The 24,441-nt window shown below is 56.9% G+C and carries 25 protein-coding genes and 1 tRNA gene; 12 read left to right on the top strand and 14 right to left on the bottom strand.

The window, feature by feature from the left end; all coding sequences use genetic code 11:
- Nucleotides 1-358 precede the first annotated feature (358 nt).
- Nucleotides 359-1,522: an alcohol dehydrogenase gene (gene yqhD / locus AB5Y90_RS06600; RefSeq protein ID WP_368166713.1), complete on the bottom strand. Its 1,164-nt coding sequence runs from the start codon at nt 1,520-1,522 to the stop codon at nt 359-361.
- A 157-nt stretch (nt 1,523-1,679) separates the two neighbouring features.
- On the opposite strand from yqhD, the gene AB5Y90_RS06595 reads away from it, so the two are divergent.
- Both AB5Y90_RS06595 and AB5Y90_RS06590 read left to right on the top strand, forming a co-directional pair.
- Nucleotides 1,680-2,582, top strand: a complete 903-nt coding sequence (locus tag AB5Y90_RS06595) for an AraC family transcriptional regulator (protein WP_019446575.1) — start codon at nt 1,680-1,682, stop codon at nt 2,580-2,582.
- Between the two features lie 17 nt (nt 2,583-2,599).
- Nucleotides 2,600-3,112, top strand: a complete 513-nt coding sequence (locus AB5Y90_RS06590) for a lipocalin family protein (RefSeq protein ID WP_043823160.1) — start codon at nt 2,600-2,602, stop codon at nt 3,110-3,112.
- 66 nt (nt 3,113-3,178) lie between these two features.
- Here the strand turns inward: AB5Y90_RS06590 and AB5Y90_RS06585 are convergent, their stop codons facing one another.
- Nucleotides 3,179-5,071, bottom strand: coding sequence for a methyl-accepting chemotaxis protein (locus tag AB5Y90_RS06585; protein WP_274160755.1), 1,893 nt, complete (start codon nt 5,069-5,071; stop codon nt 3,179-3,181).
- Nucleotides 5,072-5,278: 207 nt separating this feature from the next.
- Nucleotides 5,279-5,776, bottom strand: coding sequence for a lactoylglutathione lyase family protein (locus tag AB5Y90_RS06580; RefSeq protein ID WP_005339743.1), 498 nt, complete (start codon nt 5,774-5,776; stop codon nt 5,279-5,281).
- 100 nt (nt 5,777-5,876) lie between these two features.
- Here AB5Y90_RS06580 and AB5Y90_RS06575 point away from each other — a divergent pair, with 100 nt between their 5' ends.
- On the top strand, nt 5,877-6,749 hold the full coding sequence (locus AB5Y90_RS06575; RefSeq protein ID WP_368166712.1) for a LysR family transcriptional regulator: 873 nt from the start codon (nt 5,877-5,879) through the stop codon (nt 6,747-6,749).
- 144 nt (nt 6,750-6,893) lie between these two features.
- Here the strand turns inward: AB5Y90_RS06575 and AB5Y90_RS06570 are convergent.
- Nucleotides 6,894-6,970, bottom strand: a tRNA-Trp gene (locus AB5Y90_RS06570).
- 201 nt (nt 6,971-7,171) lie between these two features.
- Between AB5Y90_RS06570 and AB5Y90_RS06565 the strand changes: the two genes are divergently transcribed.
- The 5 genes from AB5Y90_RS06565 to AB5Y90_RS06545 all read left to right on the top strand — a co-directional run bounded on the left by AB5Y90_RS06565 (nt 7,172) and on the right by AB5Y90_RS06545 (nt 10,081).
- Nucleotides 7,172-7,714, top strand: coding sequence for a hypothetical protein (locus AB5Y90_RS06565; protein WP_216952269.1), 543 nt, complete (start codon nt 7,172-7,174; stop codon nt 7,712-7,714).
- A 99-nt stretch (nt 7,715-7,813) separates the two neighbouring features.
- A complete protein-coding gene (locus tag AB5Y90_RS06560; RefSeq protein WP_013724188.1) occupies nt 7,814-8,008 on the top strand; it encodes a hypothetical protein in 195 nt (64 codons plus the stop codon).
- Nucleotides 7,989-8,909, top strand: a complete 921-nt coding sequence (pyrB, locus tag AB5Y90_RS06555) for an aspartate carbamoyltransferase (protein ID WP_005339735.1) — start codon at nt 7,989-7,991, stop codon at nt 8,907-8,909. The genes AB5Y90_RS06560 and pyrB overlap by 20 nt, the downstream gene beginning before the upstream one ends.
- Nucleotides 8,910-8,924: 15 nt before the next feature.
- A complete protein-coding gene (gene pyrI / locus AB5Y90_RS06550; protein ID WP_005339730.1) occupies nt 8,925-9,389 on the top strand; it encodes an aspartate carbamoyltransferase regulatory subunit in 465 nt (154 codons plus the stop codon).
- Between the two features lie 200 nt (nt 9,390-9,589).
- Nucleotides 9,590-10,081: an arginine repressor gene (locus AB5Y90_RS06545; RefSeq protein ID WP_005339728.1), complete on the top strand. Its 492-nt coding sequence runs from the start codon at nt 9,590-9,592 to the stop codon at nt 10,079-10,081.
- A 132-nt stretch (nt 10,082-10,213) separates the two neighbouring features.
- On the opposite strand, the gene AB5Y90_RS06540 is transcribed toward AB5Y90_RS06545, so the two are convergent.
- The 4 genes from AB5Y90_RS06540 to arcA form a co-directional block, all read right to left on the bottom strand.
- Entirely contained in the window at nt 10,214-11,620 is a 1,407-nt protein-coding gene (locus AB5Y90_RS06540) for a YfcC family protein (protein WP_005339725.1), read from the bottom strand.
- Nucleotides 11,621-11,743: 123 nt separating this feature from the next.
- Nucleotides 11,744-12,748: an ornithine carbamoyltransferase gene (gene argF / locus AB5Y90_RS06535; RefSeq protein ID WP_005339721.1), complete on the bottom strand. Its 1,005-nt coding sequence runs from the start codon at nt 12,746-12,748 to the stop codon at nt 11,744-11,746.
- 79 nt (nt 12,749-12,827) lie between these two features.
- A complete protein-coding gene (arcC, locus tag AB5Y90_RS06530) occupies nt 12,828-13,754 on the bottom strand; it encodes a carbamate kinase (RefSeq protein ID WP_005339719.1) in 927 nt (308 codons plus the stop codon).
- Nucleotides 13,755-13,816: 62 nt separating this feature from the next.
- Nucleotides 13,817-15,037: an arginine deiminase gene (gene arcA, locus AB5Y90_RS06525; protein ID WP_005339718.1), complete on the bottom strand. Its 1,221-nt coding sequence runs from the start codon at nt 15,035-15,037 to the stop codon at nt 13,817-13,819.
- A gap of 747 nt (nt 15,038-15,784) precedes the next feature.
- On the opposite strand from arcA, the gene AB5Y90_RS06520 reads away from it, so the two are divergent.
- From AB5Y90_RS06520 to AB5Y90_RS06510, 3 genes are all read left to right on the top strand, one after another.
- Nucleotides 15,785-15,961 (top strand): hypothetical protein, encoded by a 177-nt coding sequence (locus AB5Y90_RS06520; RefSeq protein WP_174218990.1) that lies wholly within the window; start codon nt 15,785-15,787, stop codon nt 15,959-15,961.
- Nucleotides 15,962-16,058: 97 nt separating this feature from the next.
- Entirely contained in the window at nt 16,059-16,706 is a 648-nt protein-coding gene (locus tag AB5Y90_RS06515; RefSeq protein ID WP_005339716.1) for an AAA family ATPase, read from the top strand.
- A 1-nt stretch (nt 16,707) separates the two neighbouring features.
- Nucleotides 16,708-17,076 carry a hypothetical protein gene (locus tag AB5Y90_RS06510; RefSeq protein ID WP_005339715.1) on the top strand — a complete coding sequence of 123 codons (369 nt, stop codon included), beginning with the start codon at nt 16,708-16,710 and terminating at the stop codon, nt 17,074-17,076.
- 738 nt (nt 17,077-17,814) lie between these two features.
- Here AB5Y90_RS06510 and hemN read toward each other — a convergent pair.
- From hemN to AB5Y90_RS06490, 4 genes are all read right to left on the bottom strand, one after another.
- A complete protein-coding gene (hemN, locus tag AB5Y90_RS06505) occupies nt 17,815-19,188 on the bottom strand; it encodes an oxygen-independent coproporphyrinogen III oxidase (RefSeq protein ID WP_307895734.1) in 1,374 nt (457 codons plus the stop codon).
- Between the two features lie 31 nt (nt 19,189-19,219).
- Nucleotides 19,220-19,660, bottom strand: a complete 441-nt coding sequence (locus AB5Y90_RS06500; protein ID WP_005339712.1) for a DUF2489 domain-containing protein — start codon at nt 19,658-19,660, stop codon at nt 19,220-19,222.
- Nucleotides 19,661-19,671: 11 nt separating this feature from the next.
- Entirely contained in the window at nt 19,672-20,259 is a 588-nt protein-coding gene (gene yihI, locus AB5Y90_RS06495; protein WP_204384671.1) for a Der GTPase-activating protein YihI, read from the bottom strand.
- Nucleotides 20,260-21,085: 826 nt separating this feature from the next.
- Nucleotides 21,086-21,703 carry a cytochrome c gene (locus tag AB5Y90_RS06490; RefSeq protein ID WP_368166711.1) on the bottom strand — a complete coding sequence of 206 codons (618 nt, stop codon included), beginning with the start codon at nt 21,701-21,703 and terminating at the stop codon, nt 21,086-21,088.
- Between the two features lie 142 nt (nt 21,704-21,845).
- On the opposite strand from AB5Y90_RS06490, the gene yihA reads away from it, so the two are divergent.
- Complete coding sequence (gene yihA, locus AB5Y90_RS06485) at nt 21,846-22,502, top strand: ribosome biogenesis GTP-binding protein YihA/YsxC (RefSeq protein WP_307895737.1); 657 nt, start codon at nt 21,846-21,848, stop codon at nt 22,500-22,502.
- A 776-nt stretch (nt 22,503-23,278) separates the two neighbouring features.
- Here the strand turns inward: yihA and AB5Y90_RS06480 are convergent.
- Nucleotides 23,279-23,539: a DUF1488 domain-containing protein gene (locus AB5Y90_RS06480; RefSeq protein WP_005339708.1), complete on the bottom strand. Its 261-nt coding sequence runs from the start codon at nt 23,537-23,539 to the stop codon at nt 23,279-23,281.
- Nucleotides 23,536-24,357: a shikimate dehydrogenase gene (gene aroE / locus AB5Y90_RS06475; protein ID WP_307895738.1), complete on the bottom strand. Its 822-nt coding sequence runs from the start codon at nt 24,355-24,357 to the stop codon at nt 23,536-23,538. Before aroE ends, AB5Y90_RS06480 begins: the two co-directional genes overlap by 4 nt.
- Between the last annotated feature and the right edge of the window lie 84 nt (nt 24,358-24,441).

Below are 24,441 nucleotides of genomic sequence, written 5' to 3'. Positions count from 1 at the left end.
TCAGGCGCGAAGGTGATTAGTATCAAATTTTGGAGTTTTATTACAACCGCAGTCCCGACGGCACTCGTACAGAATTCAGCCCATCCCTGGCTACGATTAAAAAAAACAAACCAAATTAGAGGCTTATACCAGTAAAAACGGCTGAAAAAAGTGATCCAACCAGTCAAAAAAAATGTTTTACCGGCCCTCTATCTTAGCGTTTTTTGTTCTTACGAAATCCGCTTTCGTCTCACTTCTCGCAGCAAAACGCCGAAAAGTAACATTTTCCCAACAAAAGCGGGGCCGCTCAGCCGCCATATGGCGGGAGAGGGCCCCGACAATTCAATCGTTTCGCCCGTTTGGCGCCGATTGGCGGCCCTTACCAGGCCGCTTCATAAATATGCTGGCTCTGCACCAGATCGATATCGCCGTGCTCGCCCAGACGGGTCATACCGTGCTCACCCAGCTTGCCGATCAGGGTGTCGATACCCAGATCTTTCAGACCGTAGTCGCGCAGTCGGGTCTTGACCCCCATCCGCTCGAAGAAGTCGCGGGTCGCGGCGATGGCATCATCGATGCGCTCCGCTTCGCTGCCGCTGTTCAGACCCCACACCCGCTCTGCGTATTGCAGCAGCTTGGCATGTTTCTGTTTGCGCTTGGCCTGCAGCAGGGCAGGCAGCACCACCGCCAGAGTCTGGGCGTGGTCGAGGCCATGCAGGGCGGTCAGTTCGTGACCCAGCATGTGGGTGGCCCAATCCTGCGGCACACCGGCACCGATCAAACCGTTCAGCGCCATGGTGGCACTCCACATGATGTTGGCGCGCACCTCATAGTTGTGCGGTTCGGCCAGCGCCTTGGGGCCCTCTTCGATCAGGGTTAGCAGCAAGCCTTCGGCGAAGCGATCCTGCACCTTGGCATTGACCGGATAGGTGAGGTACTGCTCAACGATGTGAACAAAGGCATCCACCACTCCGTTCGCCACCTGACGCTCGGGCAGGGTGTAGGTGAGCACCGGATCCAGCACGGCGAAGCGCGGCATCACGAACGGCGAGAAGAAGTGCACCTTGTCGCCACTGCTGCGACGGGTGATGACGGCACCCATGTTCATTTCGGAACCGGTCGCCGGCAGGGTCAGCACGGAACCGAGCGGGATGGCGGAACGCACTTCGCTGCCGACGGTCTCGAGAATGTGCCAGGGATCCTTGGCCAGATCGTAGTGCGCGGCAGCAGCGATAAACTTGGTGCCATCGAGCACGGAACCACCGCCAACGGCGAGCAGGAAGTCGACCCGCTCGGCACGGGCCAGCTCCACGGCGTCCATCAGGGTCTCGTAGGCCGGGTTCGGTTCGATGCCGCCAAATTCAAACAGGGTCATGCCAGCCAGCTCGTTGCGGATCTGTTCCAGCAGGCCGCTGCGTACCACGCTGCCGCCACCGTAGGTGATCATGACGCGGGCATCGCTCGGAAGCTGCTCGCGCAGCTGGGCGATCTGCCCTTGGCCGAACAGGATTTTGGTCGGGGTATGGAGAGTAAAGTTGTTCATCGACATTGCCTTCTTCTGATAGTCAGGGCGGCCAGGCCGCGAAATCGTGATTGCATTTTTCTCCAGAACCACTCTACCATCAAGACAACATCCTGCTTGATTCTTGCCTATTTCTATAAAGCAGCGAAAACTGGAACAGTCGAATCAAAGAGCACCCATGCAAAACCGTTACAGCGACCTCGCCGCCAGATTGACCCGCCACGTCACCGCCCCCGGCATCACCCCATCACCGGTGAAACAGGTCAACCTCATCTATACCACCGAGCACCATGGCCGCACCCCGGTGCTCTACCAACCGCGGATGATCGTTATCCTGCAGGGGCACAAGGTGGGTTATCTGGCGGATCAGGTGTTTCGCTACGACCCCAACCACTACCTGCTGATGACCCTGCCGCTCCCCTGCGAGTGCGAGTGCTTCGCCTCCCCCGAGCAGCCGCTTATCGGTTTTACCATCGAGATCGATCTGGTAACCCTGCAAGAGCTGCTGCTGGAGCTGGGCGATGCCCTGCCCGCCCCCGCGCCGCAAAAGAGCGGCGTCCACTCGGTCCCCCTGTCCGAAACCATGTTTTGCGCCGCCGAACGACTGATAGAGCTGATGGACAACCCGCTGCACGCCAGGGTGCTGGGACCGCAAACGGTGCGCGAGATGCTATTTCACGCCCTCACCGAGGGGGGCGGCCCGGCGCTGCAGGCGCTCGCCAATCGCCACAACCATGTGGGCCAGATCGCCAGGGTGCTGCGTATGATAGAGTCCCGTTATGCCGACAACCTCACCATGGAGGAGCTGGCGCGAGAGGTGAACATGAGCGTCTCCGCCTTTCACCACCACTTCAAGGCGGTCACCGCTACCTCGCCGTTGCAGTACATCAAGTCGTTTCGCCTGCACAAGGCGCGAATGATGATGCTGCACGACGGCATCAAGGCGGGCACCGCGGCGGCCAGAGTCGGTTACGAGAGCAACTCCCAGTTCAGTCGGGAGTACAAGCGCTTCTTCGGCAGCACGCCGACAGATCAGGCCTCCCGCTTCCGGGATGGCCAGCTGCGCATCATCGAGGGATAACAAGAGAGGGATTACTTATGCGTTCATTGCTTTGCCTGTTCACCGCTTTGCTGCTGACGGCCTGTACCGGGATTGCCGACGGCATCCGCCCCGTTACCGGCTTCCAGCTCGATCGTTATCTTGGCACCTGGTACGAAATCGCCCGCCTCGACCACAGCTTCGAGCGGGGGCTGGAGCAGGTGAGCGCCACCTACAGCCTGCGGGACGATGGAGGCGTCAAGGTGCTCAACCGCGGCAAGCAGAGCGATGGCAGCTGGCGCGAAGCCGAGGGCAAGGCCTACTTCGTCGGCAACCCGGACGAGGCGCGGCTCAAGGTGAGTTTCTTCGGCCCCTTCTACGGCGGCTACAACGTCATCGACCTCGACCCCGATTACCAGCTCTCGCTGGTGACCAGCTACAACCACGACTACCTCTGGATCCTCTCCCGCTCACCCAACCCGCCCAAGACGAAGGTGGATGCGCTGGTCGCCAAAGCGAAGTCGCTGGGCTTTGCCACCGACCAGCTGATTTGGGTCAAGCAGACCCCTTAAGCCAGCCGTAAAATAACAAAGGGCAGCCCGCGGGCTGCCCTTTCTGTTGCTGGCGTGGCGGGACGATCAGAGCCGGAAGCGACCGATCTCCTGCTCCAGCCGCTCGGTCAGCGACTTGAGCTCGGCCGCCTGCGCCGCCTCGTTGCCCGCCTGCTCGGCCAGCTCTTGCGAGACATGGCGGATATTCTCGGTATTGCGGCTGATCTCGCCGGTCACCGAGGTCTGCTCCTCGGCCGCTGCCGCAATCTGGGTCGCCATGTCGCTGATGGAGCCGATCGCCTCGTTGATCCGGGCAAGGCTCTGGTTGGCCGCTTCCGCATCCTCGACGCTGGTACCCGCCAGCTGACGGCTGGTCTCCATGCCACCCACGGCACGACGTGTGGTCTGCTGCAGGGTCTCGATCATCTGCTGGATCTCGTCGGTGGAGTCGTGGGTACGACGTGACAGCACCCGCACCTCGTCCGCGACTACCGCGAAGCCTCGTCCCTGCTCACCGGCCCGGGCCGCCTCGATGGCGGCGTTGAGCGCCAGCAGGTTGGTCTGCTCGGCGATGCCGCTGATGGTCGCCAGAATGCCGCTGATCTTCTGGGCATGGCTGTCGAGCTCATTGATGATCTGGCTGGCATCGGCCACTTCGTCCGCCAGACCGGTAATGCTGCGCTGACTCTGGCCAACCTGGGATTGGCCGGCGACCGCCAGTGCGACCGCATCGGTGGCGGTAGTGGCGGCAAACTCGGCGTTGCCGGCGATCTCCTGGGTGGCGGAAGCCATCTCGGTCACCGCGGTCGCCACCATCACGATCTCGTCCTGCTGCTGGCGTACCCGCTGACTGCGGGCCTGCGCCCCGGCCGCCTGGGCACGGGACTGTGCCGCCAGCTCGATGGTCACATCCCGCAACCGGCTGACGATGCCGTGCAGCCGCGCCACGAACTGGTTGAAGTTCTGGGCCAGCTGGCCCACCTCATCCTTGCTGTGGGTGTTGATGTGAACGGTGAGATCCCCCTCGCCGTGGGCAATGTCGTGCAGGGCGTGCGCGACCCGACCGAGATCGGCGAACAGGTATTTGAAGGTGGCGGTGAGCAGAGCGCTGAATACCAGCATCAGCACCAGGGTCAGCCCCACCAGCTCCCACAGCAGGCTGCTGAGCGGCGCCTCCAGCACATCGCGATACATCACCATGGCCAGCAGCCAGTCGGTGCCCGGCACCGGTTGTACCGCCAGCAGCACATCCCGCCCGTCGAGGGTGGCGGCGTGCAGCTCGCTGTTTTCGCGGCCCCACTGCTGGAAGGTGGCGGCAGAGAGTCCCGGCGCCAGCTCGGCGATGGGCTTGAGTGCCAGATCCTTCTGCGGATGGCCGACGATGAGGCCGCTGCTGTCGAGCAGCATGGCGTAGCCCTCACCCTGCACCTTCATCGCCAGTACTTCGTCGATCAGCTTGTCGAGCGCCAGGTTGGCCCCCACGGCGCCGACCAGCTCCCCCTGATGGCGCACCGGCTCGGAGAGAGTGACCACCAGCTTCTGCATGGTGACGCTGACGTAGGGGGCGGTGACGATCAGCTGCCCCGCCTTCACCGCATCCTGATACCAGGGGCGCTCGCGTGGGTCATAGTTGCCGGTGTTGAGGGAGGGATCCTGCCGGGTCATCACCCCCTGCGCGGAGCCAAAATAGGTGAGCCCGAACCCACCGGAGGTATAGGCCTGCTTCAGGTGGGGCACCAGCTCGGCTTGGGGATTATCGCTGATCAGATTGACCAGCGCATGGACGGTGTTCTTGCGATCCGTCATCCATTCGCCGATGGCGACCGAGTAGGCGTGGCCATAGTTGACCGCCTCGCTCTGGATGGCGCTCATGGTGCGGGATTTTAGGGTGTGAAAGGCAACGATGCCGAGCAGTGATGCCATCAGCAGCACTACGCCAAGACTGGTGGCCAGCAGCTTGCCGCGCAGAGAGAGGGTCATGACGACGAATCCTTGTTGTTGTGTCAGGCAGGGAAAACCCTGATGTATCAAAGGCTATCGGCCGCAATATGAACAGACTTTAGTGAATCTGTATATTTTCCCATCTATCAACAACAGAACGCGCTATTCGTGTGAACCAGATCGCTATCCCATGCTACTGACTCTTGTAACAACAAAGCAGCAGGCCGCCAGAAGGCGGCCTGTCACTTACCCCTGATATGCACCGGCGGAGTAGGTCAGCTCATAGCTGTGGCTGTAGATCTCGACGATATTGCCGAAGGGATCTTCCATGTAGACCATGCGGTAGGGTTTCTCGCCCGGGTAGTACTCGCGCACCGGCATCCGCTGCTTGCCGCCCGCCGCGACGATGCGCGCCGCCAGCCCCTCGACATCCGGATCTTGCACGCTGAAGTGGAACACACCGGTCTTCCAGAATTCGAAGTTGTTCTCACGGCGCTCGCTGTTGGGGAACTCGAACAGCTCGATGCCGATCTTGTCGCCGGTAGAGAGGTGGGCGATGCGAAAAGAACCCCAGCCCGGGCCGAACACGTCGTTGCACATCACGCCGATGGCGGAGTCATCCTCGGTGATGGTGGTCGCCGGCATGATGAGATACCAGCCCATCACCTTGGTATAGAACTCGACCGCTTTGTCGAGGTCAGTCACCGTGATGCCGATGTGGGAAAAGTTGCGCGGGTAAGTCATACGTCACCTTGAAATTGTGTGTGGGAAACAGGTGACATGATAGGAAGGGGCGACATAATGAAAAATAAGGTCAAACTAATGGAAGGCATAAATTAAATTTATGGTTAATCCACTCTGGCTCCACACCCTGGTGGTGGTGCATGAAACCGGCAGTTTTACCCGTGCCGCCGAGCGGCTGGATCTCACCCAGGCCGCTGTCAGCCAGCATATCTCGCGTCTCGAGGCCGAATTTGGCCCCCTGCTGCTGCGCAAACCTCGTCAGCTGGAGCTCACTCCGCGCGGGCTGGTGCTGCTCGACTTCGCCCGCCAGCAGGAGCAGGCCGCCGAACAGCTGCGGGCGCGCCTCTCTGACGACGACCCTCACCGCGGCGCCATCACCCTCACCACCCCCGGCAGCATCGGCCTGCTGCTCTATCCCCTGCTGCTCGACCAGCAACAGGAGCACCCCGGACTCACCATCCAGCACCGCTTTGCCCCCACCCCCGACATAGTGCAGGCGGTACTGGCAGGGCGCAGCGATATGGGACTGGTGGATCAACCGCCGGAGCACCCCAGCATCGCCGCCGAGCCCTTCGCCCGCGAACCCCTCTGTCTGGTGGTGCCCAACGATGGCGAGGAGCAGAGCTGGCAGCACCTCTGTCAGCTCGGCTTTATCGACCATCCGGATGGCCGCAGCATGGCTCAGCGCCTGTTGGGACGACGCTACCCCGGCCAGCGCGTTGACGAGATCCCGCTGCGCGGCTTTACCAACCAGATCGGCCTGATCCTGGAGCCGGTCGCCCGTGGCCTTGGCTTTACCGTGCTGCCCCGCTTCGCCGTCACCGCCTTTGCCCAACAGGAGAAGATCCGGGTGATCCAGAGCAGTATTGAGGTGATCGACACCCTCTGGCTGATCTACCGCGCCGAGTGGCCGCTCCCCGCCCGCCACCAGCGGCTGGTCACCGTCCTGAAACAGCGGGTTGCTGCACACTGAACGCTCTTGCGGCAGACATCGAGATCAATATGGCCACAGTCACCGAGGGCTAGCGGCAAGAAGGAGAAGAGAAAGGAGAGGTGGATAAATTGGCGAACGCCGGAAATGCGAAAGGCCAGCTCAATGAGCTGGCCTCTCTGAAAATGGCAGGGGCGGCAGGACTCGAACCCGCAACCATCGGTTTTGGAGACCGCTGTTCTACCAATTGGAACTACGCCCCTGCAACAAACGAGGCGTAGTATACAAAGCGGGTTTCAAAGGTAAAGGCTTTTTTCACACTTTTAATGCGATTGCACAAATCCCGAACAAGTCGCGCTTGTTTGTGCAGCAAAGCGGGATAACTTGCTGTATTTGCAGCCCTGCCGGGGTAGGAATGGGACATAAATGGGGGTAGGGTGAAATCAGGTACCGGGAGGCCACTTATGCTCAATTACCGATTGCTCCAACAACTGGCGCCCCTCAATTTCAGGGATGAACGCAAGACAGAGGCCCTGCCCGCCTATCTTGAACGGGTCGCGCCGCTGGTGCCCTTTATTCCTGAAAATGTGCTCTCCCAGTGGATTTACCGCCATTGGCGCGGTTTTGAGTCCAACTGGAGCTTTATCGATCTCGCCAGCCATCAGTTCACCTGTGAAAGCTGGCCCACCGCGCAACTGGTGGATCAGGTGGACTCCCGCCATATGGAGGTGATCGAGCGCTGGGGCGAGATGCTGCGCAGCAACCGCTATGTGCGTCGCTCCTGGCTCGGCGAGAAGATGCTGAGCGACGGCACCTGGCCCGAACCTGTCATCGTACTGGCGCCGGAGGAGGGAGCCAGCTACCCGAACGGTCACCCCCTACCCCGCCCCTATTGCCTGCTGGAAGGACACCACCGACTCGGTTATTTGCGCGCCATGGCCCGCGATGGGGAATCGCTGCAAGAGACGCACAAGGTGTGGATTTGTCGTCATGTTTCCGCCACTTAAACGTTTTTCATGCTGAAATTGGCATCGGAAATAAAATTTTGACAATTAAAAAAGCGGCCCTATAATCTGTCCGGTTTTGAAAAAGGTCGGGACGAAACGATGCAGTTTTTGATTCAGAAAACAGCCTTGCAGACGGGTGGTGCGCACCAGAGCGGCCCCGTTGTTTCCGGTTCCCACCCCAACGATCCCCAGTTATTTTTAAAAAAAGCCCCTGTTTCAGGGGCTTTTTTTTGTGCCCGAAAAACCTCCAATGATGTCAAAGGGAATGCAGACGATGACCAATCCACTCTATAAGAAACATGTCATCTCCATTTCGGACCTGACCCGGTCAGAAATGGAACTGGTAGTCTCAACCGCACAACGGTTGAAGGCTGAACCTGACACCAGCCTGTTGAAAGACAAGCTGGTTGCCAGCTGCTTCTTCGAAGCCTCCACCCGCACCCGCCTCTCGTTCGAGACCGCGGTACAGCGCCTTGGCGGCAACATCATCGGCTTCGCCGACGGTGGCAACACCAGCGCCAAGAAGGGCGAGACGCTGGCTGACTCCATCAAGATCATCGGCTCCTACTCGGATGCGGTGGTGATGCGCCACCCGAAAGAGGGCGCGGCCCGTCTGGCCTCCGAGTTCTCCCGCGTGCCGGTCATCAACGGCGGCGACGGCTCCAACCAGCATCCGAGCCAGACCCTGCTCGACCTGTTCACCATCCATGAGACCCAGGGTCGTCTGGACAACCTCAACGTCGCCTTCGTCGGTGACCTGAAATATGGCCGCACCGTGCACTCGCTGGCCCAGGCCCTCAGCCTGTTCAACTGCCGCTTCTTCTTCATCTCCCCGGAAGCGCTGGCGATGCCGGACTACATCTGTGAAGAGCTGGAAGAGAAGGGTATCCAGTTCAGCGTCCACCAGACCATGGAAGAGGTGATGCCGGAGCTGGACATCCTCTACATGACCCGCGTCCAGAAAGAGCGCTTCGACGAGACTGAATACAAGCACATGGCTGCCAAGTTCATTCTGGAGCTGGCGACTCTGGAAGGGGCCAAGCCCACCATGAAGATCCTGCATCCCCTGCCCCGCGTCGACGAGATCGATGTAGCGGTCGACAAGACTCCCCACGCTTGCTACTTCCAGCAGGCGGAGAACGGGGTCTATGCACGCCAGGCGCTGCTGGCACTGGTACTGAACGAAACTGTCTGAGCTTAGGGGAATATCATGTCTGACAAGAACCAACTGCAAGTCGAAGCCATCCGTCACGGCTCCGTCATCGATCACATCCCCGCTGGCCAGGGCATCAAGATCCTCAAGCTGTTCCAGCTGGTCGAAACCCAGGAGCGGATCACCGTCGGCTTCAACCTGAAATCCGGCGCACTGGGCAAGAAGGATCTCATCAAGATTGAGAACACCCGTCTGACCGAGCAACAGGCCAACCAGCTGGCGCTGTTCGCCCCGAAAGCGACCGTCAACATCATCGAAGACTTCAATGTGGTGAAGAAGCACCAGCTGGAGCTGCCGGAGTTCATCGCCGGGGTGTTCCACTGCCCCAACTCCAACTGCATCTCCCACAACGAGCCGGTGGACAGCTACTTCCGGGTGCGCGAAGTGAAAGGCGTGGTGCGGATGAAGTGCAAATATTGCGAGAAGTCCTTCACTCAGGACATCGTCAGCGAGCGTTACTGATATCTGATTGGGCCCCGCGGGGCCCATTTTTGAACCCTGTCACATCACCAAATTTCCAGTCAGCTATAATTTGCCATCGCAAGATGGTAATGCCCGCTCATTCCCTGCATATAGATGGATTATCAGTGTTTTTGCCTGATAACTAACTGCTATGGCAGATATCGCGCGTTTACCTCCGGTCATCATCAAAGGAATTCGCCGTGGTCAAAACCCTCAGTCGTCCCGTTGCCCAAGAGCCCGATCTGGCCCAGCTGGATGCCTGTCGCCAGATCATCGGTCAGCACTGCTACAGCACCCAGGAAGAGATCCGCCGCGAGCTGTCGGAGCGCGGCTTTGCCGACATCAGCCAGTCCACCATCTCCCGTCTATTGCGCCGCCTCGGCGTTGCCAAAGCGCAGAATGCCAACGGCAAGAAGGTCTACACCCTGGTCGATGAGCAGCTGGAACCCGCCGGCAGCACCCGCTCTATCCACGACATGGTGCGCGAAGTGGTGCACAACCAGCAGATGGTGCTGATCCATACCACTCCGGGGGCAGCCACCGTGGTGGCCCGCCTGCTGGATCGCAACGCCAATCCCGAGATCATGGGCGCCGTCGCGGGCAATGACGTGGTACTGGTCGCGCCGCGCCATATCAGCCGTACCCGTCAGGCCCATGCCGCCGTGGTGCGCACGCTGGCGCAGGCCCGCTAAGCTATTTCCCCTAAATACATCGAGGCGACCTGCGGGTCGCCTTTTTGTTACCTGCTACTTTGTGCCCATCACTTCTTGCGCCCATAAAAAACGAGAGCCCGCAGGCTCCCGTTTCATCTTGCTTGTTATCCCTCAGGAGAGCACGGCCCCCAGGCTCAGGCAGACCACGATCAACACGGTCAGGATACCGAGCAACGGAGCCACCCACTTCAGCCAGCGCACATAAGGCACCTTGGCGATGGCCAGACCGCCCATGACCACGGCGGAGGTCGGGGTCACCAGGTTCACCAGACCGGAGGCAGACTGGTAAGCAGTCACCACCAGATCGCGGCCCACGTTGGCGAAGTCGGCCAGCGGCGCCATGATCGGCATGGTCAGTACGGCCAGACCGGAGGAGGACGGCACCAGGAAGGAGAGCACCACTTCCAGCACGAACATCACGTTGATAAAGACGATGGTGGAGAGGCCAGTCACTATCCCTTCTGCACTGTGCAAAATGGTGTGAGTGATCATGCCGTTATCCATTACTACCACGATACCGCGGGCGATACCGATGATCAGCGCCACTCCCAGCAGGTCGCGAGCACCGTCGATAAAGTTGGAGGTCAGCTCCTCCTCGCTCATGCGGGAGATAAGACCAACGATGATGGCGGCGGCCAGGAACACACCGGAGATCTGCGCCATCCACCAGCCCAGCACGGCTACACCGTAGATCATCACGGCAAAGGCGGCGACGAAGATACCCAGCACGATTTTACGGGTCAGGGTGAACTCCAGCATCTGGTCGCTCTTGTTGCCAAGGAAGTGGGCACGGTTCTCTTCCCACTTGTCAGCCACCAGAGATTTGCTCGGATCGCTGCGCACCATCTTGGCGTAACGCATGACGTAGGCAACGCAGAGCAGCCAACCAGCCACCAGCATGGCGACGCGCAGCCAGATACCGTCGGTGAAGGAGATGCCCGCGGCGTTGGCCGCAATAACGGTCGCAAACGGGTTGATGGTGGAACCGAGAGTACCGATACCGGCACCCAGCAATACGGTTGCAGCAGCCACCACAGGGTCAAAACGGGCGGCCATCATCACCGGCACCAGCAGGGTGTAGAACGGCAGCGACTCTTCGGCCATCCCGTAGATGGTGCCACCTGCGGCAAACAGTGCCATCAGGATCGGGATCATCCACTCTTCACGGCCGCGCAGGCGGTCGGTCACACGCTCGATACCGGCATCGATGGCACCGGTCTTGGTCACAATGCCAAGAAAACCACCGATGATCAGGATAAAGAGGGAGACGTCGATGGCGCCAGCCTCATAGGTGTCGTGGTTGTAGAGGCCATCGATAGGTGCCAGCAGCACGTCGACGATCCCCTGGGGATTCCCCTCCACCAGTTTGTAGGTACCCGCCACCGGCACTTCTTTGCCGAGGGCTTCGTTCATGGTCATCTCATATTTGCCAGCCGGCACTATCCAGCTCAGGGCGGCCACCAGGGCGATCAGCACAAACAGTATCGTGTAGGCTGACGGGAACTTGAATTTGGTCATGGTCCAGCTTCCTTCTGTGGGTGTGGTATCCATGCAGGCTGCGGGTTGTAGGGTTAGAGGTATTATGCCGCTGTCACATGGTCGAAAAGCCGGGGGTCACCCCCCGGCACCACTACTGCGACCTTAGTCGCCCAGCGTAGCAACCATCACTGCCTTGATGGTATGCATCCGGTTTTCGGCCTCGTCGAACACGATGCTGTGCTCGGATTCGAACACGTCCTCGGTCACTTCCAGGCCTTTCATGCCATATTTGTCAGCCACTTCCTTGCCCATGGTGGTCTCGTCGTTGTGGAACGCCGGCAGGCAGTGCATGAACTTCACATCCGGGTTCTTGGTGGCGTTGATGACATCCATGTTGACCTGATACGGGGTCATCAGTTTGACACGCTGATCCCAGGCTTCTTTCGCTTCACCCATGGATACCCAGACGTCGGTGTAGAGGAAGTCAGCACCCAGCACACCCTCTTTCACATCTTCGGTCAGGGTGATGCGTGCGCCGGTCTCTTCGGCGATCAGGCGGCACTTGGCAACCAGCTCCTCTTCCGGCCAGAAGGCTTTCGGCGCAACCAAGCGGATATCCATGCCCATTTTGGCAGCGCCGACCATCAGGGAGTTGCCCATGTTGTTGCGGGCATCACCCAGGTAGGCGAACTTGATTTGATCCAGACGCTTGCCCTTGCCGTGCTCCAGCATGGTCATGAAGTCGGCCAGGATCTGGGTCGGGTGGAATTCGTTGGTCAGGCCGTTCCAGACCGGGACACCGGCGTAGGCGCCCAGCTCTTCCACGATCTCCTGACCGTAGCCGCGGTATTCGATACCGTCATACATGCGACCCAGTACACGAGCGGTGTCCTTCATGGACTCCTTGTGACCGATTTGGGAACCGCTTGGGCCAAGGTAGGAGACCTGAGCACCCTGGTCGAAGGCCGCCACTTCAAACGCACAGCGGGTACGGGTGGAGGTCTTCTCGAAAATCAGGGCGATGTTCTTGCCGACCAGATGCTTGCGCTCGTAGCCACCGTATTTGGCTTTTTTCAGGTCGATGGCCAGGTCGATCATGTATTGGATTTCGCGCGGGGTGAAGTCCAGCAGTTTCAGGAAGTTACGGTTACGCAGATTAAAAGCCATGATGAGTTCTCTCTATATATGTTTCAGACCAGTTCGGGCAGTAGTGTTGACTACGCATTCTCAGTACAGATATCGGTAATTACGCATGTACGGTGCGGGTGGCGACGATATTGGTGCCGGCTTCACCCTTGAGGATGGCGAGGCCATCTTCCAGCGAGCCGATGCCAACCATGCCGCCGGTCGCTTTGACAAATTCACAGGAGGCTTCGACTTTCGGCCCCATGGAACCTGCGTCGAACTTGACCCCGGCCAGCTCGTCCGGGCTGGTGACCCGCAGCGGACGCTGGGTCGGCTTGCCCCAATCCAGATAGACGGCATCGGCGTCGGTCAGGATCAGCAGGGCGTCGGCCTTGATCTGCTTGGCCAGATAGGCGGCAGACATGTCCTTGTCGATGACGGCTTCGATACCGGTCAGGCTCTGGCCATCCCAGGTCACAGGGATGCCGCCACCACCGGTACAGATGATGAGGTGGCCTTGGGCAATCAGGGTTTCGATGGCATCGCCTTCGACGATGCGCTGGGGCAGCGGGGACGGCACTACGCGGCGGAAGAACTTGCCGTCAGCCTTGACCACCCAGTGCTTCTCTTCTGCCAGGGTGCGGGCTTCAGCCTCTTCGTAGACGGGGCCGATAAATTTGGTCGGGTTGGCGAATGCCGGATCCTTGGGATCGACCTGCACCTGAGTCAGCAGCGCGGTGACGTTGCGGCTCGGCATCAGGTTTTTCAGTTCCTGAATCAGCATGTAGCCGATCATGCCCTGGGACTCGGCACCCAGCACATCCAGCGGATAGGGGGATACCTTGGTGTAGGCGCTGTTCTGCAGGGCCAGCAGGCCGACTTGCGGGCCGTTGCCATGCACCAGCACCACGTTGTACTCCTGAGCGATCAGGGCGATGGTCTTGGCGGCCGTTGCGATGTTCTTGCGCTGGATATCCGCTTCCAGTGGCTCACCACGACGGAGCAGTGCATTGCCACCCAGAGCGACGACGACAGTTGGTTTTTTCATAGTGGTTAATCTCGAGTTTGGTTCTGTGTGGCGCCAGCTTCTGCCGGCGCCACGCCGTCTCATCAGATGCTGTCGCGTTCCATCGGGCAGCTCATGCAGCGGGCGCCGCCGCGACCACGGCCCAGTTCATCACCCGGGATGGAGAGAACTGTGATACCGGCTTTGTCATACTTCTCGTTGGTGTAGGTATTGCGCTCGTAACCCACCACCACGCCGGGACGCACAGTCAGCACGTTGTTGGCGTCGTTCCACTGCTCACGTTCGGCTTCGAAGCTGTCACCGCCAGTGGTGATGATCTTCAGCTGATCCACGCCCAGTGCTTTCTCGATAGCGGTGACGAAGTAACCCTCTTCCTTGATGTTCATGCCGGTGGCGCCGCCCGGAGTCAGGCTCCAGCACTGCACATCCTTGCGGATCACTTCCGGATAGACCGAGAAGGTGTCGATGTCCATGTGGGTCATGACTGTATCCAGGTGCATGCAGCTGCGGTGTTTCGGCAGCTCCATGGCGATGACCTGCTTGGCCTGACCGTGTTTGAACAGGCTGCGAGCCAGATGCTCGACACCTTGCGGGGTGGTGCGCTCGGACATGCCGATCAGCACGGCACCGCGGCCGATAACCAGTACGTCGCCACCCTCGATGGTGGAGTTGTCGTAGTCACGCTCCTCGTCACCGAAGTACTTGATGAAGTCCTGACCGGCAAACATCGGGTGCCAGCGGTAGATGGCCTTCACATGGTTGGTCTCGCGGCGACGAGCCGGCTTGGCCATCGGGTTGATGGAGACGCCGCCATAAACCCAGCAGGAGGTGTCACGGGTGAAGAGGTGGTTGGGCAGCGGCTCGATGATAAAATCGGTCGGAGCGTGCATGCCCACTACCATGTTGACGCCGCTGTAGGGCATCTCGGAGTAAGTCAGGCCGCCGGAGAGAATGCGGGCTAGTTCGCGGTGCGGCATGTCAGCCAGGAAGCAGCGCACGTCGTTGGCAAAAGAAGAGCCGAGGCGGTAGTCGGAGACCTGATGTTGCAACAGCCAGGTTTTGGCTTCCGGCACATCCAGGGTTTCCGCCAGCAGATTGGTCAGCAGGAAAACTTCGACATTCTGATCGCGCAGTACCTGAGCGAATTTGTCGTGCTCCTGACCGGCACGTTCAACAGACAGGACGTCATCGAACAGCAGATCCTGGCAGTTGGAAGGAGTCAGACGCTTCAGACTGAGGTTGGGGCGGTGCAACATGACACGGCGCAATTGGCCAACTTCAGAACCTACATAAAATTTGCTCATGATTATATTCCGTCTAGCAGTGGTCCCTGCGAGTGATTGAATAGATTCCTTCTATTCATGCTCGTGGCTAAGGCGGGATATTCTTTATGTAGGGTAATCGGCTTATGTTCTATCCTGCCCTTGCCTTTCGAGACCGAGGTTAGCCCTGCGAATCACGACAAACTTAGACATTGATCACATTCACTCAGAACTGAATATATTCACCATCCAATCTATGACCCCGGTAGCAAATTGCGCATTTTCCACACAAGGAAAACCGAATAACCATGCAAAACCACCCCACTATATTTCAGGTCGATTCATTTTTTATTCATGCAAACTCACTGAAGCGATTAAATTCAAATAACAAAAACAGTTAAAAATCATAATAATAAATGAACACCTATATAGAATTTGAATATTACTCCCTATGTATTGAATACATCGCCGTGACGAGGGGAACGCGGGAGAAATAAATACTCACATCGACCACATTCACTGCATAAATCTTTTCTTGTTCCAGATCATGGCATTTATGCCAACCCCATCAGGCTAGGCCTCATCAGCCACCACCTCTTTGTGCGGTTCAACTTAATATGCACAAAGTCCGCATCGAGGTGGGCAGCCATCCTCGTCGGTCACCACGACGCCTTTTGATACTTTTTTCATTAATTGAATTTATTCGTCTCACCTTGCGCTGGCGCCAACCTCGACTTAACTCAGAAAGTGATCCAGATCACACAGGAATGGCACTACCAAGGAGTTGTTATGAAGATGAAACCCATGCTGTTGTTCGCGACTTTGCTGCTCTCTGCGCTCCCCACCCTCAGTCAGGCTGAAGGAGCCCCTGCCATGCCCATGGTGGTATGCCATGTCGACAAGGCCCCCCAGATGCTGGTGCCTGACTATGTCTGCCGCTGGCAGGGAGGCAGCGTTCATTACTAGTCGAAACAACGAGAGGAGCATCACTCCTCTCGCCTTGTGATGAGACAGGCCCCTCCTATACTGAAATCAGCGGTTTTCTCATGGATAGGGGAACGTCATGATCTTGTTGGTCGGTGGAGAGAAGGGGGGGAGTGGCAAGAGCTGCCTGGCACAAAATCTGGCGGTCTACCTCAGATCCCAATTTCAGGGGGAGGTATTACTGGTCGACTGCGACCCGCAGCGTACCACCTCTGACTGGATTCAGGAGCGCAATGACAACCCGGAGCTGCCACAAATCAACTGCGTACAGCTCTATGGCAATATTCGCAACGACCTGCTCAGCCTGAAAAACCGCTACGACTACGTCATCGTCGATTGTGGCGGGCAAGACAACCGGGCTCTGCGCTCTACCATGGCTGTCGCCACCCACGCCCTGATCCCCTTGCGCCCGAAACGCCGCGACCTCAAGACCCTGCCCCACATGGAAGATCTCATCACCACCTGCAAGATGGTCAACCCGACCCTCAATGCAGCAGTAGTGCTGACCCAGTGCCCCGCCCTGCCCAATCAGGTAAAACGCATTCTCGAAGCGAAAGAGGTTTGCTCCTCGTTCGGTGTCGACGTCCTGAACGCCATCACCTATGGTCGCAACGTCTATGACGACAGCGAAGAGAAGGGACTGTCGGTGATGGAGATCGAGCCGGATGGCAAATCCGCCGAAGAGATCCGGGCCATCGCCAAAGAGTTCCTGCAAGTGGGGGTGTGAGATGGGTCTGGCCGATCTGAAGAAAAAGCACCAGCTGCATCACCAGAAGAAGTTCACCGTCGACGAATTTATCGAAGATGCGGAGTTCTACGCCAAAGGCAAACCCAAGGTGGTCAGCCTTGAACTGGGCCTGCATCGTGACGAAGCCTTGTCGGCGCTGGCCTTTATCGAGAGCGGCGAGCACCTGAAGCCAAGCTACAAAAAAGCCACCTTCTCCATGAGCACGGTGGCCATCGACGAGCTGGGTAATCTGACCCAGCAAGACGGCATGAACAAGTCCTTGTTGCTGCGCCTCTTTACCCACTACTTCTCTTCGCTGACTCCTGAAGAGCGCCAGACCATCTATGAGCGGCTCAACCAGCGCTCATAATTTCTCCATTCAACCGCTCTTTGTGTGCCTCACCAACTCACCCCGAATGACCATCATCAGAGTGCAAAATCTGTTTCTGAAGCAACCAAAACGCGCTGTAAGAGATCTGCCATTCCATATGTAAGCTAACAGCCGAAAAGATCCCCGAGATAATCGGAAGATAAGATCTTAAAACATGAATATGAGTAACTTAACTAGCTGTTTATAAATGAATAAATCGAAACTCACAACTTTCGAAATAGCTAATAACAAAAACGTTTTCCAATCTGGCGTTGTAGCCGGTTAGAAAATCCTTATAGTTACTCATGCACGGACGCAATGAAGTCGGTCAGGAAGACTGGCTGCCAGGGTTGGGCAAATGGACTCACCACAGGATGTGGTAAAGGACACCTCCCAGGACGGAGAAAGTGCGACGGGACAGGATGACTCGTCAGGCCAAGATGGCTAAAGGACACCCCAAAGGATTGGGAAGGGGAAACCTAAAGGAAGAGGTAAACAGTCAGGGATTGCAGGGAGCAACTTCGTTCAAGGATCTGAGCGATACGACTACCGGGGGCGACGCAAGTCGCCCCCATCTTTTTATCTGCGTTTCACCGCGACCATTGCTTGATTCCCAATTGCTTGCCTCAGCGCAGAGACTTCTTACCAGAACCTTCCCGACCCGCTGCTTAAGCAAAAATACATATGAAAGGGGCGCCACGATGGCGCCCCTTTCTGTTTTCTGATCGGCAAACAAGCTTATATCACGCGAGAAAACTGCTGCTGGCGCGCCTTGTTGCGCAGGTACACGTCGAAACACATGCAGATATTGCGGATCAGCAGCTGCCCCGTGGAGGAGACCTCCAGACCATCCTCCGTCATACGCACCAGTCCATCGTTGATGAACGTCTGCAGCAGCTTGAGATCGTCGGCAAAAAACTCTCTGAAATTGAGCCCGTGCGCCTGTTCGACAGCGGCAAAGTTCAGACGGAAATCACAGATGAGCCGCTTGATCACCTCACGGCGGATCAGGTCATCCTGATTGAGCGAGCAGCCTTTCCACTGGGCATGACCCAGCTCTGCAACCTGTGCGTAATACGCCTTGAGCTCTTTCTGGTTCTGGGAATAGGCATCACCGATCATGCTGATGGAGGAAACCCCCAGCCCCAGCAGATCACAATCTCCTTGAGTGGTATAGCCCTGGAAGTTGCGGTGCAGCTTGCCCTCGCGCTGCGCCACTGCCAGCTCGTCATCGGGTTTGGCAAAATGGTCCATACCGATGAACTGGTAACCCTGACCGGTGAGGAAGGCAATGGTGTCCTGCAGCATGGCCAGTTTCTCCTGCGGCGCAGGCATATCCACCTCTTTCAACTTGCGCTGGGCGGCAAAGCGGCTCGGCAGATGGGCGTAGTTGAAGATGGAGAGGCGCGCCGGATCCGTCTTGAGCACCTCTTCCAGCGTATGGTGGAAGCTGGCACGATCCTGATACGGCAGGCCATAGATAAGGTCGAGGTTGGTCGAGCGGAAGCCTAGTTCACGGGCCCGTTCCAACATGGCTTTAATAAAGTCGTTGTCCTGCTCGCGGTTGACCGCAACCTGCACATCCTTGTTGAAGTCCTGCACCCCGAGGCTGATGCGGTTGAAGCCGACGTCTCGCAGCACATCCAGCATGGTAATGGCAATCTCGCGCGGATCGACCTCGATGCTGAACTCCCCCTCTTCGGCAAAATGGAAGTGCTCACGCAGCATGGCCATCAGACGGCGCGTTTGCGCTTCATCCAGATAGGTGGGTGTACCGCCACCCCAGTGCAGCTGGGTGACCAGACGGTGCTTGAAGAGCGGGGCTTGCGCCTTGATCTCCCGCTCCAGGTAGTCGAGATACTCGTCAGCCTTGTGCTGATGGCGGGTAATGACCTTGTTGCAGCCGCAGTAGTAGCAGAGCTTGTGACAGAAAGGGATGTGCACGTAGAGCGACAGATTGCGCTCGGGATACTGGCCGGCAGCGCGGACAAAATCCGGATAGCCGAAGCTCTCGTTGAACTCCAGCGCAGTGGGATAAGAGGTGTATCGCGGGCCACTGTAGTTATATTTTTCGATCAGGGCCTGATCCCACACAATCTGTTCTGCTTGCACGCTCGCTTCCTCTCTTGTTGTTATTGTTGGCTCACCGACCTAACTGAAAATCCTTCAGCTGGGCCACATCCTTGAGGATCTGAGCCTCCAGCTCGGCCTCGTAGCCGCTGCGTTCGAGATCCATCTTCATCACTTCATTGCGCTTGAGGGCACGTCTGGCCTCATGAGTCGGCATATCTTTCACCTTCTCATACAGCCCGTACAGACCCGGGAACTCGGCAACGAATGCTCGCCCCCCCTTGATCTGCAACGCATCCAGCAGATTGGTCAGCCGAATAGCGCCTTCGGAGTAATCGCACTGCCCCTCCTGCACCGCATGAGCAATGACCCGCACGCTCTCCAGAATTCGTTCATTGCGAGCGGTGATCGCCTGCCACTGCATCGCTTGCTGTCGTCTCAGCCTGGCCAGCAGCATGCCTGCATAGATGGCCAATCCTGACAAAATCAGGCCGCCCAACAGGGCGGCCAGCATCCATCCACTCATCACTTTTTCTTCGGCTCAGGCTTGGGTTCCGGCTTGAAATCGACCTGGTTGAAACGGTCCCACAACTCCTCTTCGGAGGCTGGTTTCTGCTCGTCGAACTCGGCGTCATCGCCATCATCAAACGGCAGCTCGTCATCTTCATCATCGTCGTTGTCGATGATGCCCAGCTCATCCATCAGCTCCTGATAACGGTCGACGCGCTGATCAACCCAGGCCTGCTCGGCCGCTTCCAGGGTTTCACCGGCATCAAGACGATCCAGCAGCTCATTCAAGCGGTCATCGTTTTCGATGGACGCCAGCTCCTGCTCGGGGGTCATCACCAGCTTCTTCTCTTTCACCGCCTTGGGTGCTGCCGGCTTCTTCTGTTTGTCATCCACCACCAGAACTACCGGCTTGCGGGAACCAATACGCGGATCTTTGGACTGGCTGTTGCCAGACTTGTTCTTCGGCTGTTCAACTTGCTGACGAGAACCAGCCTTCAGGCCCTTGCGCTTGGCAGCCCGTTTACGCTCACGGCCTTCCTGAGCACTGACATCAGATTCTTTGCGCTTGCCAGTAGGCTTGCGAGTGGGTTGTTTGGCAGACATGAATGGCTAACTCCGAAAATAACTGGTTTGACCCGTACCCGGGATGATCTCACCCGGTGGGATACGATGCGAGGAACAGTAAGGCAGGAACAAGAGCAGGATCCCGCACCAATCAGGCCACTGAACACCGCAGGATCGGTATCCTCTGGGCATGTTGCTGGTATTTTGACACAGAATGGCTAATCGGGTTAATGACCCAAAAGAAAAAAGGCAGCCGAAGCTGCCTTGATATGTTCATGCGTGCGCCATCCTGAATGGCAAAACAGTCTGTTTCGTCCTCTCCATGACAACTTGTCGCCGCATCATATCGTTGTGTGGTCATCCTGACCTTATATTGGTCGTTCCTGAATGTGCGTGTGCCTGTTTGACCCGTCTCGACCGCATCCTGCCATCGTGCCGGGGAGTCTGCATCCCGCAACCCCATCCCGCTCCGGAGATGGTCACCATCCTGATCCTTCAATCCTTTGCCAGCTCATCCGAGCCCATGGCATCCCGCCACGCCAGCCATCCTCTGCTCACAACCCCCTGTCGTGAAACCGCCACCCAATCCGTGGGTGAATCCATTGAGTCTACTGTACCAACTCTATAAAGCGGCTCAATCCACTCAAAATATTCTCAACATGTCGAAAAATGTCAATATTCATATAATTCATTGATAAATAATGATTATTTAATATTTTATGCAATTTTATGAGCCTTGGCCTGCCTTGAGAATGGGAGATCTCTTACAGAACGGGGGGATTAAACCGAGAATTATCTGAAAGCCATAAAAACAACGGGGAGCCCAGGCTCCCCGTTTCAACTCAAATCGACCGTATCGACTATATCAGTGCAGACCCGCCACATATTTGGAGAGGGCTTCGATATCCTGATCAGTCAGTTTCTTGGCAACATCCCGCATCATGCCATTCGGATCGTTGTCACGCGTGCCGGCACGGAATGCGGTGAGCTGAGCCTTGATATAGGCAGGATGCTGGCCGGACAGGTTGGGATACTTCGCCTGTTCGACACCCGAGCCACGGGGACCATGGCAAGCCGTACAAGCTGCCAGACCGCGGCTCATGTCACCACCCATATAGAGTGCCTTGCCCGCTTCGACCACGTCGTCAGGGACAGAGATAGGGGTAACCTTCAGGCTGGAGAAATAAGCCGCCAGGTCATCCATGTCCTGTTCCGACAAAGGTAACGCCATCGGCCCCATCACTGGCGCAACCCGGCCAATTTGACCAGAAGCGGCAGCCTTCAGTTCAACTAACTGCTTTTTGATATATGATGCGTGCTGACCAGCAATTTTGGGGTACATATCAACCAGGCTGTTTCCGTCCGGTCCATGACAAGCCGCACAAACGGCAGCCTTGGTCTGTCCCGCAGCGGCATCGCCCTTGGCTTGTGCCATCCCCGTTACGCCAACCATCAGAGCAAGAGTAATGACTAGGTTCTTCATGGCGTTCCAACTTTTCGTTATTAGGCTTCCAGATCCCATGCCGCTGAAGGCATGTTAAAATAAACGCGTTTAAGCGACGCTATTTTACACCATTTTACAAAAAAGTAACTCTATAACCCTCTATCTCCATGGGGAATTTACGTTGGATACACAAACTCTGAATTTCAATAAGGTGCATTTTGTGACCAGCGCACCCGACATCCGTCACCTGCCAAATGATGGGGGTGTCGAGATCGCGTTTGCCGGCCGTTCCAACGCCGGTAAGTCATCTGCATTGAACACCTTAACCAAACACAAGAACCTGGCGCGCACCAGTAAGACACCCGGTCGTACCCAGCTGATCAACCTGTTTGAGCTGGAACCGGGCAAGCGTCTGGTCGACTTGCCGGGTTATGGTTATGCGCAAGTTCCGCTGGAAATGAAGCTCAAGTGGCAAAAGTCACTGGCAGAGTATCTGCAGCGCCGTGAGTCATTGAAAGGTCTGGTGATCCTGATGGACATCCGCCACCCGCTCAAAGATACCGACCTGAACATGCTGGAGTGGAGCTCGCACCGTCAGTTGCCCGTCATGCTGCTGCTGACCAAGGCTGACAAATTGAGCCCAGGCCCGCGCAACAACCAGGTGATCAAGGTGCGCCAGGCCGTTGCCAACCTCGGCTCCCAGATCCAGGTCGAAGCGTTCTCCTCCCTCACCAATATCGGTGTGGAGAAGCTGGCGCAGACCCTGACCGAATGGTACGTCAGTGGTGACGATACCGACCTGCTGAACGCTGACGAACAGCAACCTGCCGAGGAGTAATCTACTCCTCGCTCTCCTTGCAATTGGCGGAGCACTCCTCCGCTGATTGAAAGGGTTTCAGATTACTGCTTTCACCTGCCTCACGACAAATACCCCGCATTCGCCTCCCCTGCTATATCCAATACTGCTTAAAGTTCATATAGATAGGCGGTTAATTCACACAAATAATTAACTTAAGCAGGCGCTGATAGCGTTTTCAAATTCGTTCTTTCAAAACGAATAAGAATCACAAAAAGAGACAAAAATGAAATTTAATTACAAGATCTAACCGAAAGGGATAAAAATGAGGCCGGACGACAGTGATGCCATCCAGCCTGAAATAATAAGTTCAAAAAATTGGGAAGAAGCTGAATCTTGAGTACCAGACGACAGGTATTCCTCAAGAAGCAGCCTCATTCTATCAAATGCATCGCCAACTTAAAGCATTTACTCTAAATTACACGCATAAAAAAACACCCCGACGAGAACCTCATCGGGGCAGCTATTCAGCCACATTCAATTACGTGAAATAAAAGGTCTGAAAGATAGAACATCTTACCTCTGTACCCTACGCAGACAACTGTACAGCAAAGCAGCAGAAAGTGAAAGTAATTTATGTAATTTAGTTTCACAACTTACAGGTTAATAAAAAACCCTTTACTTTCATGCAGATAAAAAAATCCCCAGTACGAATACCGGGGAGTTATAAAGGTGACTAGCTAGCACTTCCTCAACTATCTAGTTAGTCAGCGCCATTTCAAAGTAGTTCCGCTACAAAACAAAAAAACTTTGAAAAATCAGAGGTAGATAGCACCATCTTCAGCAAACTCTTGTTCTTCAATGAGTTTTTCAGCCAGATCTTCAATGTCAAAACGCACACTTTCGAAGGCTCTGACGATGTCATCCTCTCTCGTCAGCGCCAGACCTGTCATTCTCTCCAGTCGCCGCTGGCTAATGTAACAATCTATCAGCGCCCCCATCTGCTGGGCAGGAAAACGCACCCGCTGTTCGTCAGCCTGCCACTCCATCAGATCAGGAAACAGAATACCCTGGTTCATATCACCCCCAAGTTACGCTTCAACTCTCTCAATACCTGTTTCGTCCCGGGACGAATTCCGCGCCACACGGTAAACGCTTCGGCGGCCTGTTCCACCAGCATGCCGAGTCCATCCATGGTTTGACGGGCCCCATGCTGTTTGGCCCAACTGATAAAGGCCGTATCCGAGGCGCCATACATCATGTCGTAGATGGCAATATCAGTGTGGATCAGGGCGGGAGTCAACGGCGGCAGCTCCCCTTGCAGGCTGGCAGAAGTCGAATTGATAACGAGATCGAACGGACCAGCCAACTGCTCATAGGTCTGGGCAGTCACAGGCCCCAGATCGTGGAATTCGGCAGCCAACTGTTGCGCTTTTGCGTGGGTGCGGTTGGCGATCACCAGCTCGCTCGGTAGCTCTGCCAGCAGCGGCGCCAATGCACCGCGAGCAGCGCCACCGGCACCCAGCAGCAGGATCCGGCTATCCGCCAGCGTCACACCATGGGACTTGAGATCGGCGACCAGACCGGCGCCATCGGTATTATCCCCCAGCAACACGCCATCATCGGTCAGCTTGATGGTATTGACCGCGCCCGCCCGCTTGGCCCTCGGGCTCAAGCGATCGACCAGAGTGAATGCCTGCTCCTTGAAGGGAACGGTGACATTGCATCCCTTGCCCCCTTGGTCAAAGAAGGTGCGCAGGGCTTGGGCAAACTCGTCGACGGCGGGTTCAGCCAGCCCATACTCCAGCTCTTGCTGGGTTTGTCTGGCAAACAGGGTGTGAATGAAGGGGGACTTGCTGTGGCGCACCGGGTGGCCAAAAACCAGATAACGATCCATCAAAGAGTTCCATCAGAGGGCAATATTCCGATTTAACGGGTTTTCGCACTCGGGAACAAGCCGAATATCGGCCAGTAAAAAGGG

Source organism: Aeromonas sp. R4-1, from assembly GCF_040908325.1.
Taxonomy (GTDB): domain Bacteria; phylum Pseudomonadota; class Gammaproteobacteria; order Enterobacterales; family Aeromonadaceae; genus Aeromonas; species Aeromonas veronii.
Note: the sequence above shows the minus strand (reverse complement) of the source record. Positions and strands in the feature narration are given on the sequence as shown.

Coding starts and splice junctions, on each gene's coding strand:
- AB5Y90_RS06590 (WP_043823160.1), top strand. CDS start 2,600: ATGCGTTCATTGCTTTGCCTGTTCACCGCTTTGCTGCTGACGGCCTGT.
- yqhD (WP_368166713.1), bottom strand. CDS start 1,522: ATGAACAACTTTACTCTCCATACCCCGACCAAAATCCTGTTCGGCCAA.
- pyrI (WP_005339730.1), top strand. CDS start 8,925: ATGTCTGACAAGAACCAACTGCAAGTCGAAGCCATCCGTCACGGCTCC.
- yihI (WP_204384671.1), bottom strand. CDS start 20,259: ATGTCTGCCAAACAACCCACTCGCAAGCCTACTGGCAAGCGCAAAGAA.
- AB5Y90_RS06580 (WP_005339743.1), bottom strand. CDS start 5,776: ATGACTTACCCGCGCAACTTTTCCCACATCGGCATCACGGTGACTGAC.
- AB5Y90_RS06490 (WP_368166711.1), bottom strand. CDS start 21,703: ATGAAGAACCTAGTCATTACTCTTGCTCTGATGGTTGGCGTAACGGGG.
- AB5Y90_RS06500 (WP_005339712.1), bottom strand. CDS start 19,660: ATGCTGGCCGCCCTGTTGGGCGGCCTGATTTTGTCAGGATTGGCCATC.
- AB5Y90_RS06520 (WP_174218990.1), top strand. CDS start 15,785: ATGAAGATGAAACCCATGCTGTTGTTCGCGACTTTGCTGCTCTCTGCG.
- arcA (WP_005339718.1), bottom strand. CDS start 15,037: ATGAGCAAATTTTATGTAGGTTCTGAAGTTGGCCAATTGCGCCGTGTC.
- AB5Y90_RS06565 (WP_216952269.1), top strand. CDS start 7,172: ATGCTCAATTACCGATTGCTCCAACAACTGGCGCCCCTCAATTTCAGG.
- aroE (WP_307895738.1), bottom strand. CDS start 24,357: ATGGATCGTTATCTGGTTTTTGGCCACCCGGTGCGCCACAGCAAGTCC.
- AB5Y90_RS06540 (WP_005339725.1), bottom strand. CDS start 11,620: ATGACCAAATTCAAGTTCCCGTCAGCCTACACGATACTGTTTGTGCTG.
- AB5Y90_RS06515 (WP_005339716.1), top strand. CDS start 16,059: ATGATCTTGTTGGTCGGTGGAGAGAAGGGGGGGAGTGGCAAGAGCTGC.
- pyrB (WP_005339735.1), top strand. CDS start 7,989: ATGACCAATCCACTCTATAAGAAACATGTCATCTCCATTTCGGACCTG.
- AB5Y90_RS06585 (WP_274160755.1), bottom strand. CDS start 5,071: ATGACCCTCTCTCTGCGCGGCAAGCTGCTGGCCACCAGTCTTGGCGTA.
- AB5Y90_RS06575 (WP_368166712.1), top strand. CDS start 5,877: ATGGTTAATCCACTCTGGCTCCACACCCTGGTGGTGGTGCATGAAACC.
- AB5Y90_RS06510 (WP_005339715.1), top strand. CDS start 16,708: ATGGGTCTGGCCGATCTGAAGAAAAAGCACCAGCTGCATCACCAGAAG.
- arcC (WP_005339719.1), bottom strand. CDS start 13,754: ATGAAAAAACCAACTGTCGTCGTCGCTCTGGGTGGCAATGCACTGCTC.
- AB5Y90_RS06560 (WP_013724188.1), top strand. CDS start 7,814: ATGCAGTTTTTGATTCAGAAAACAGCCTTGCAGACGGGTGGTGCGCAC.
- AB5Y90_RS06595 (WP_019446575.1), top strand. CDS start 1,680: ATGCAAAACCGTTACAGCGACCTCGCCGCCAGATTGACCCGCCACGTC.
- argF (WP_005339721.1), bottom strand. CDS start 12,748: ATGGCTTTTAATCTGCGTAACCGTAACTTCCTGAAACTGCTGGACTTC.
- AB5Y90_RS06480 (WP_005339708.1), bottom strand. CDS start 23,539: ATGAACCAGGGTATTCTGTTTCCTGATCTGATGGAGTGGCAGGCTGAC.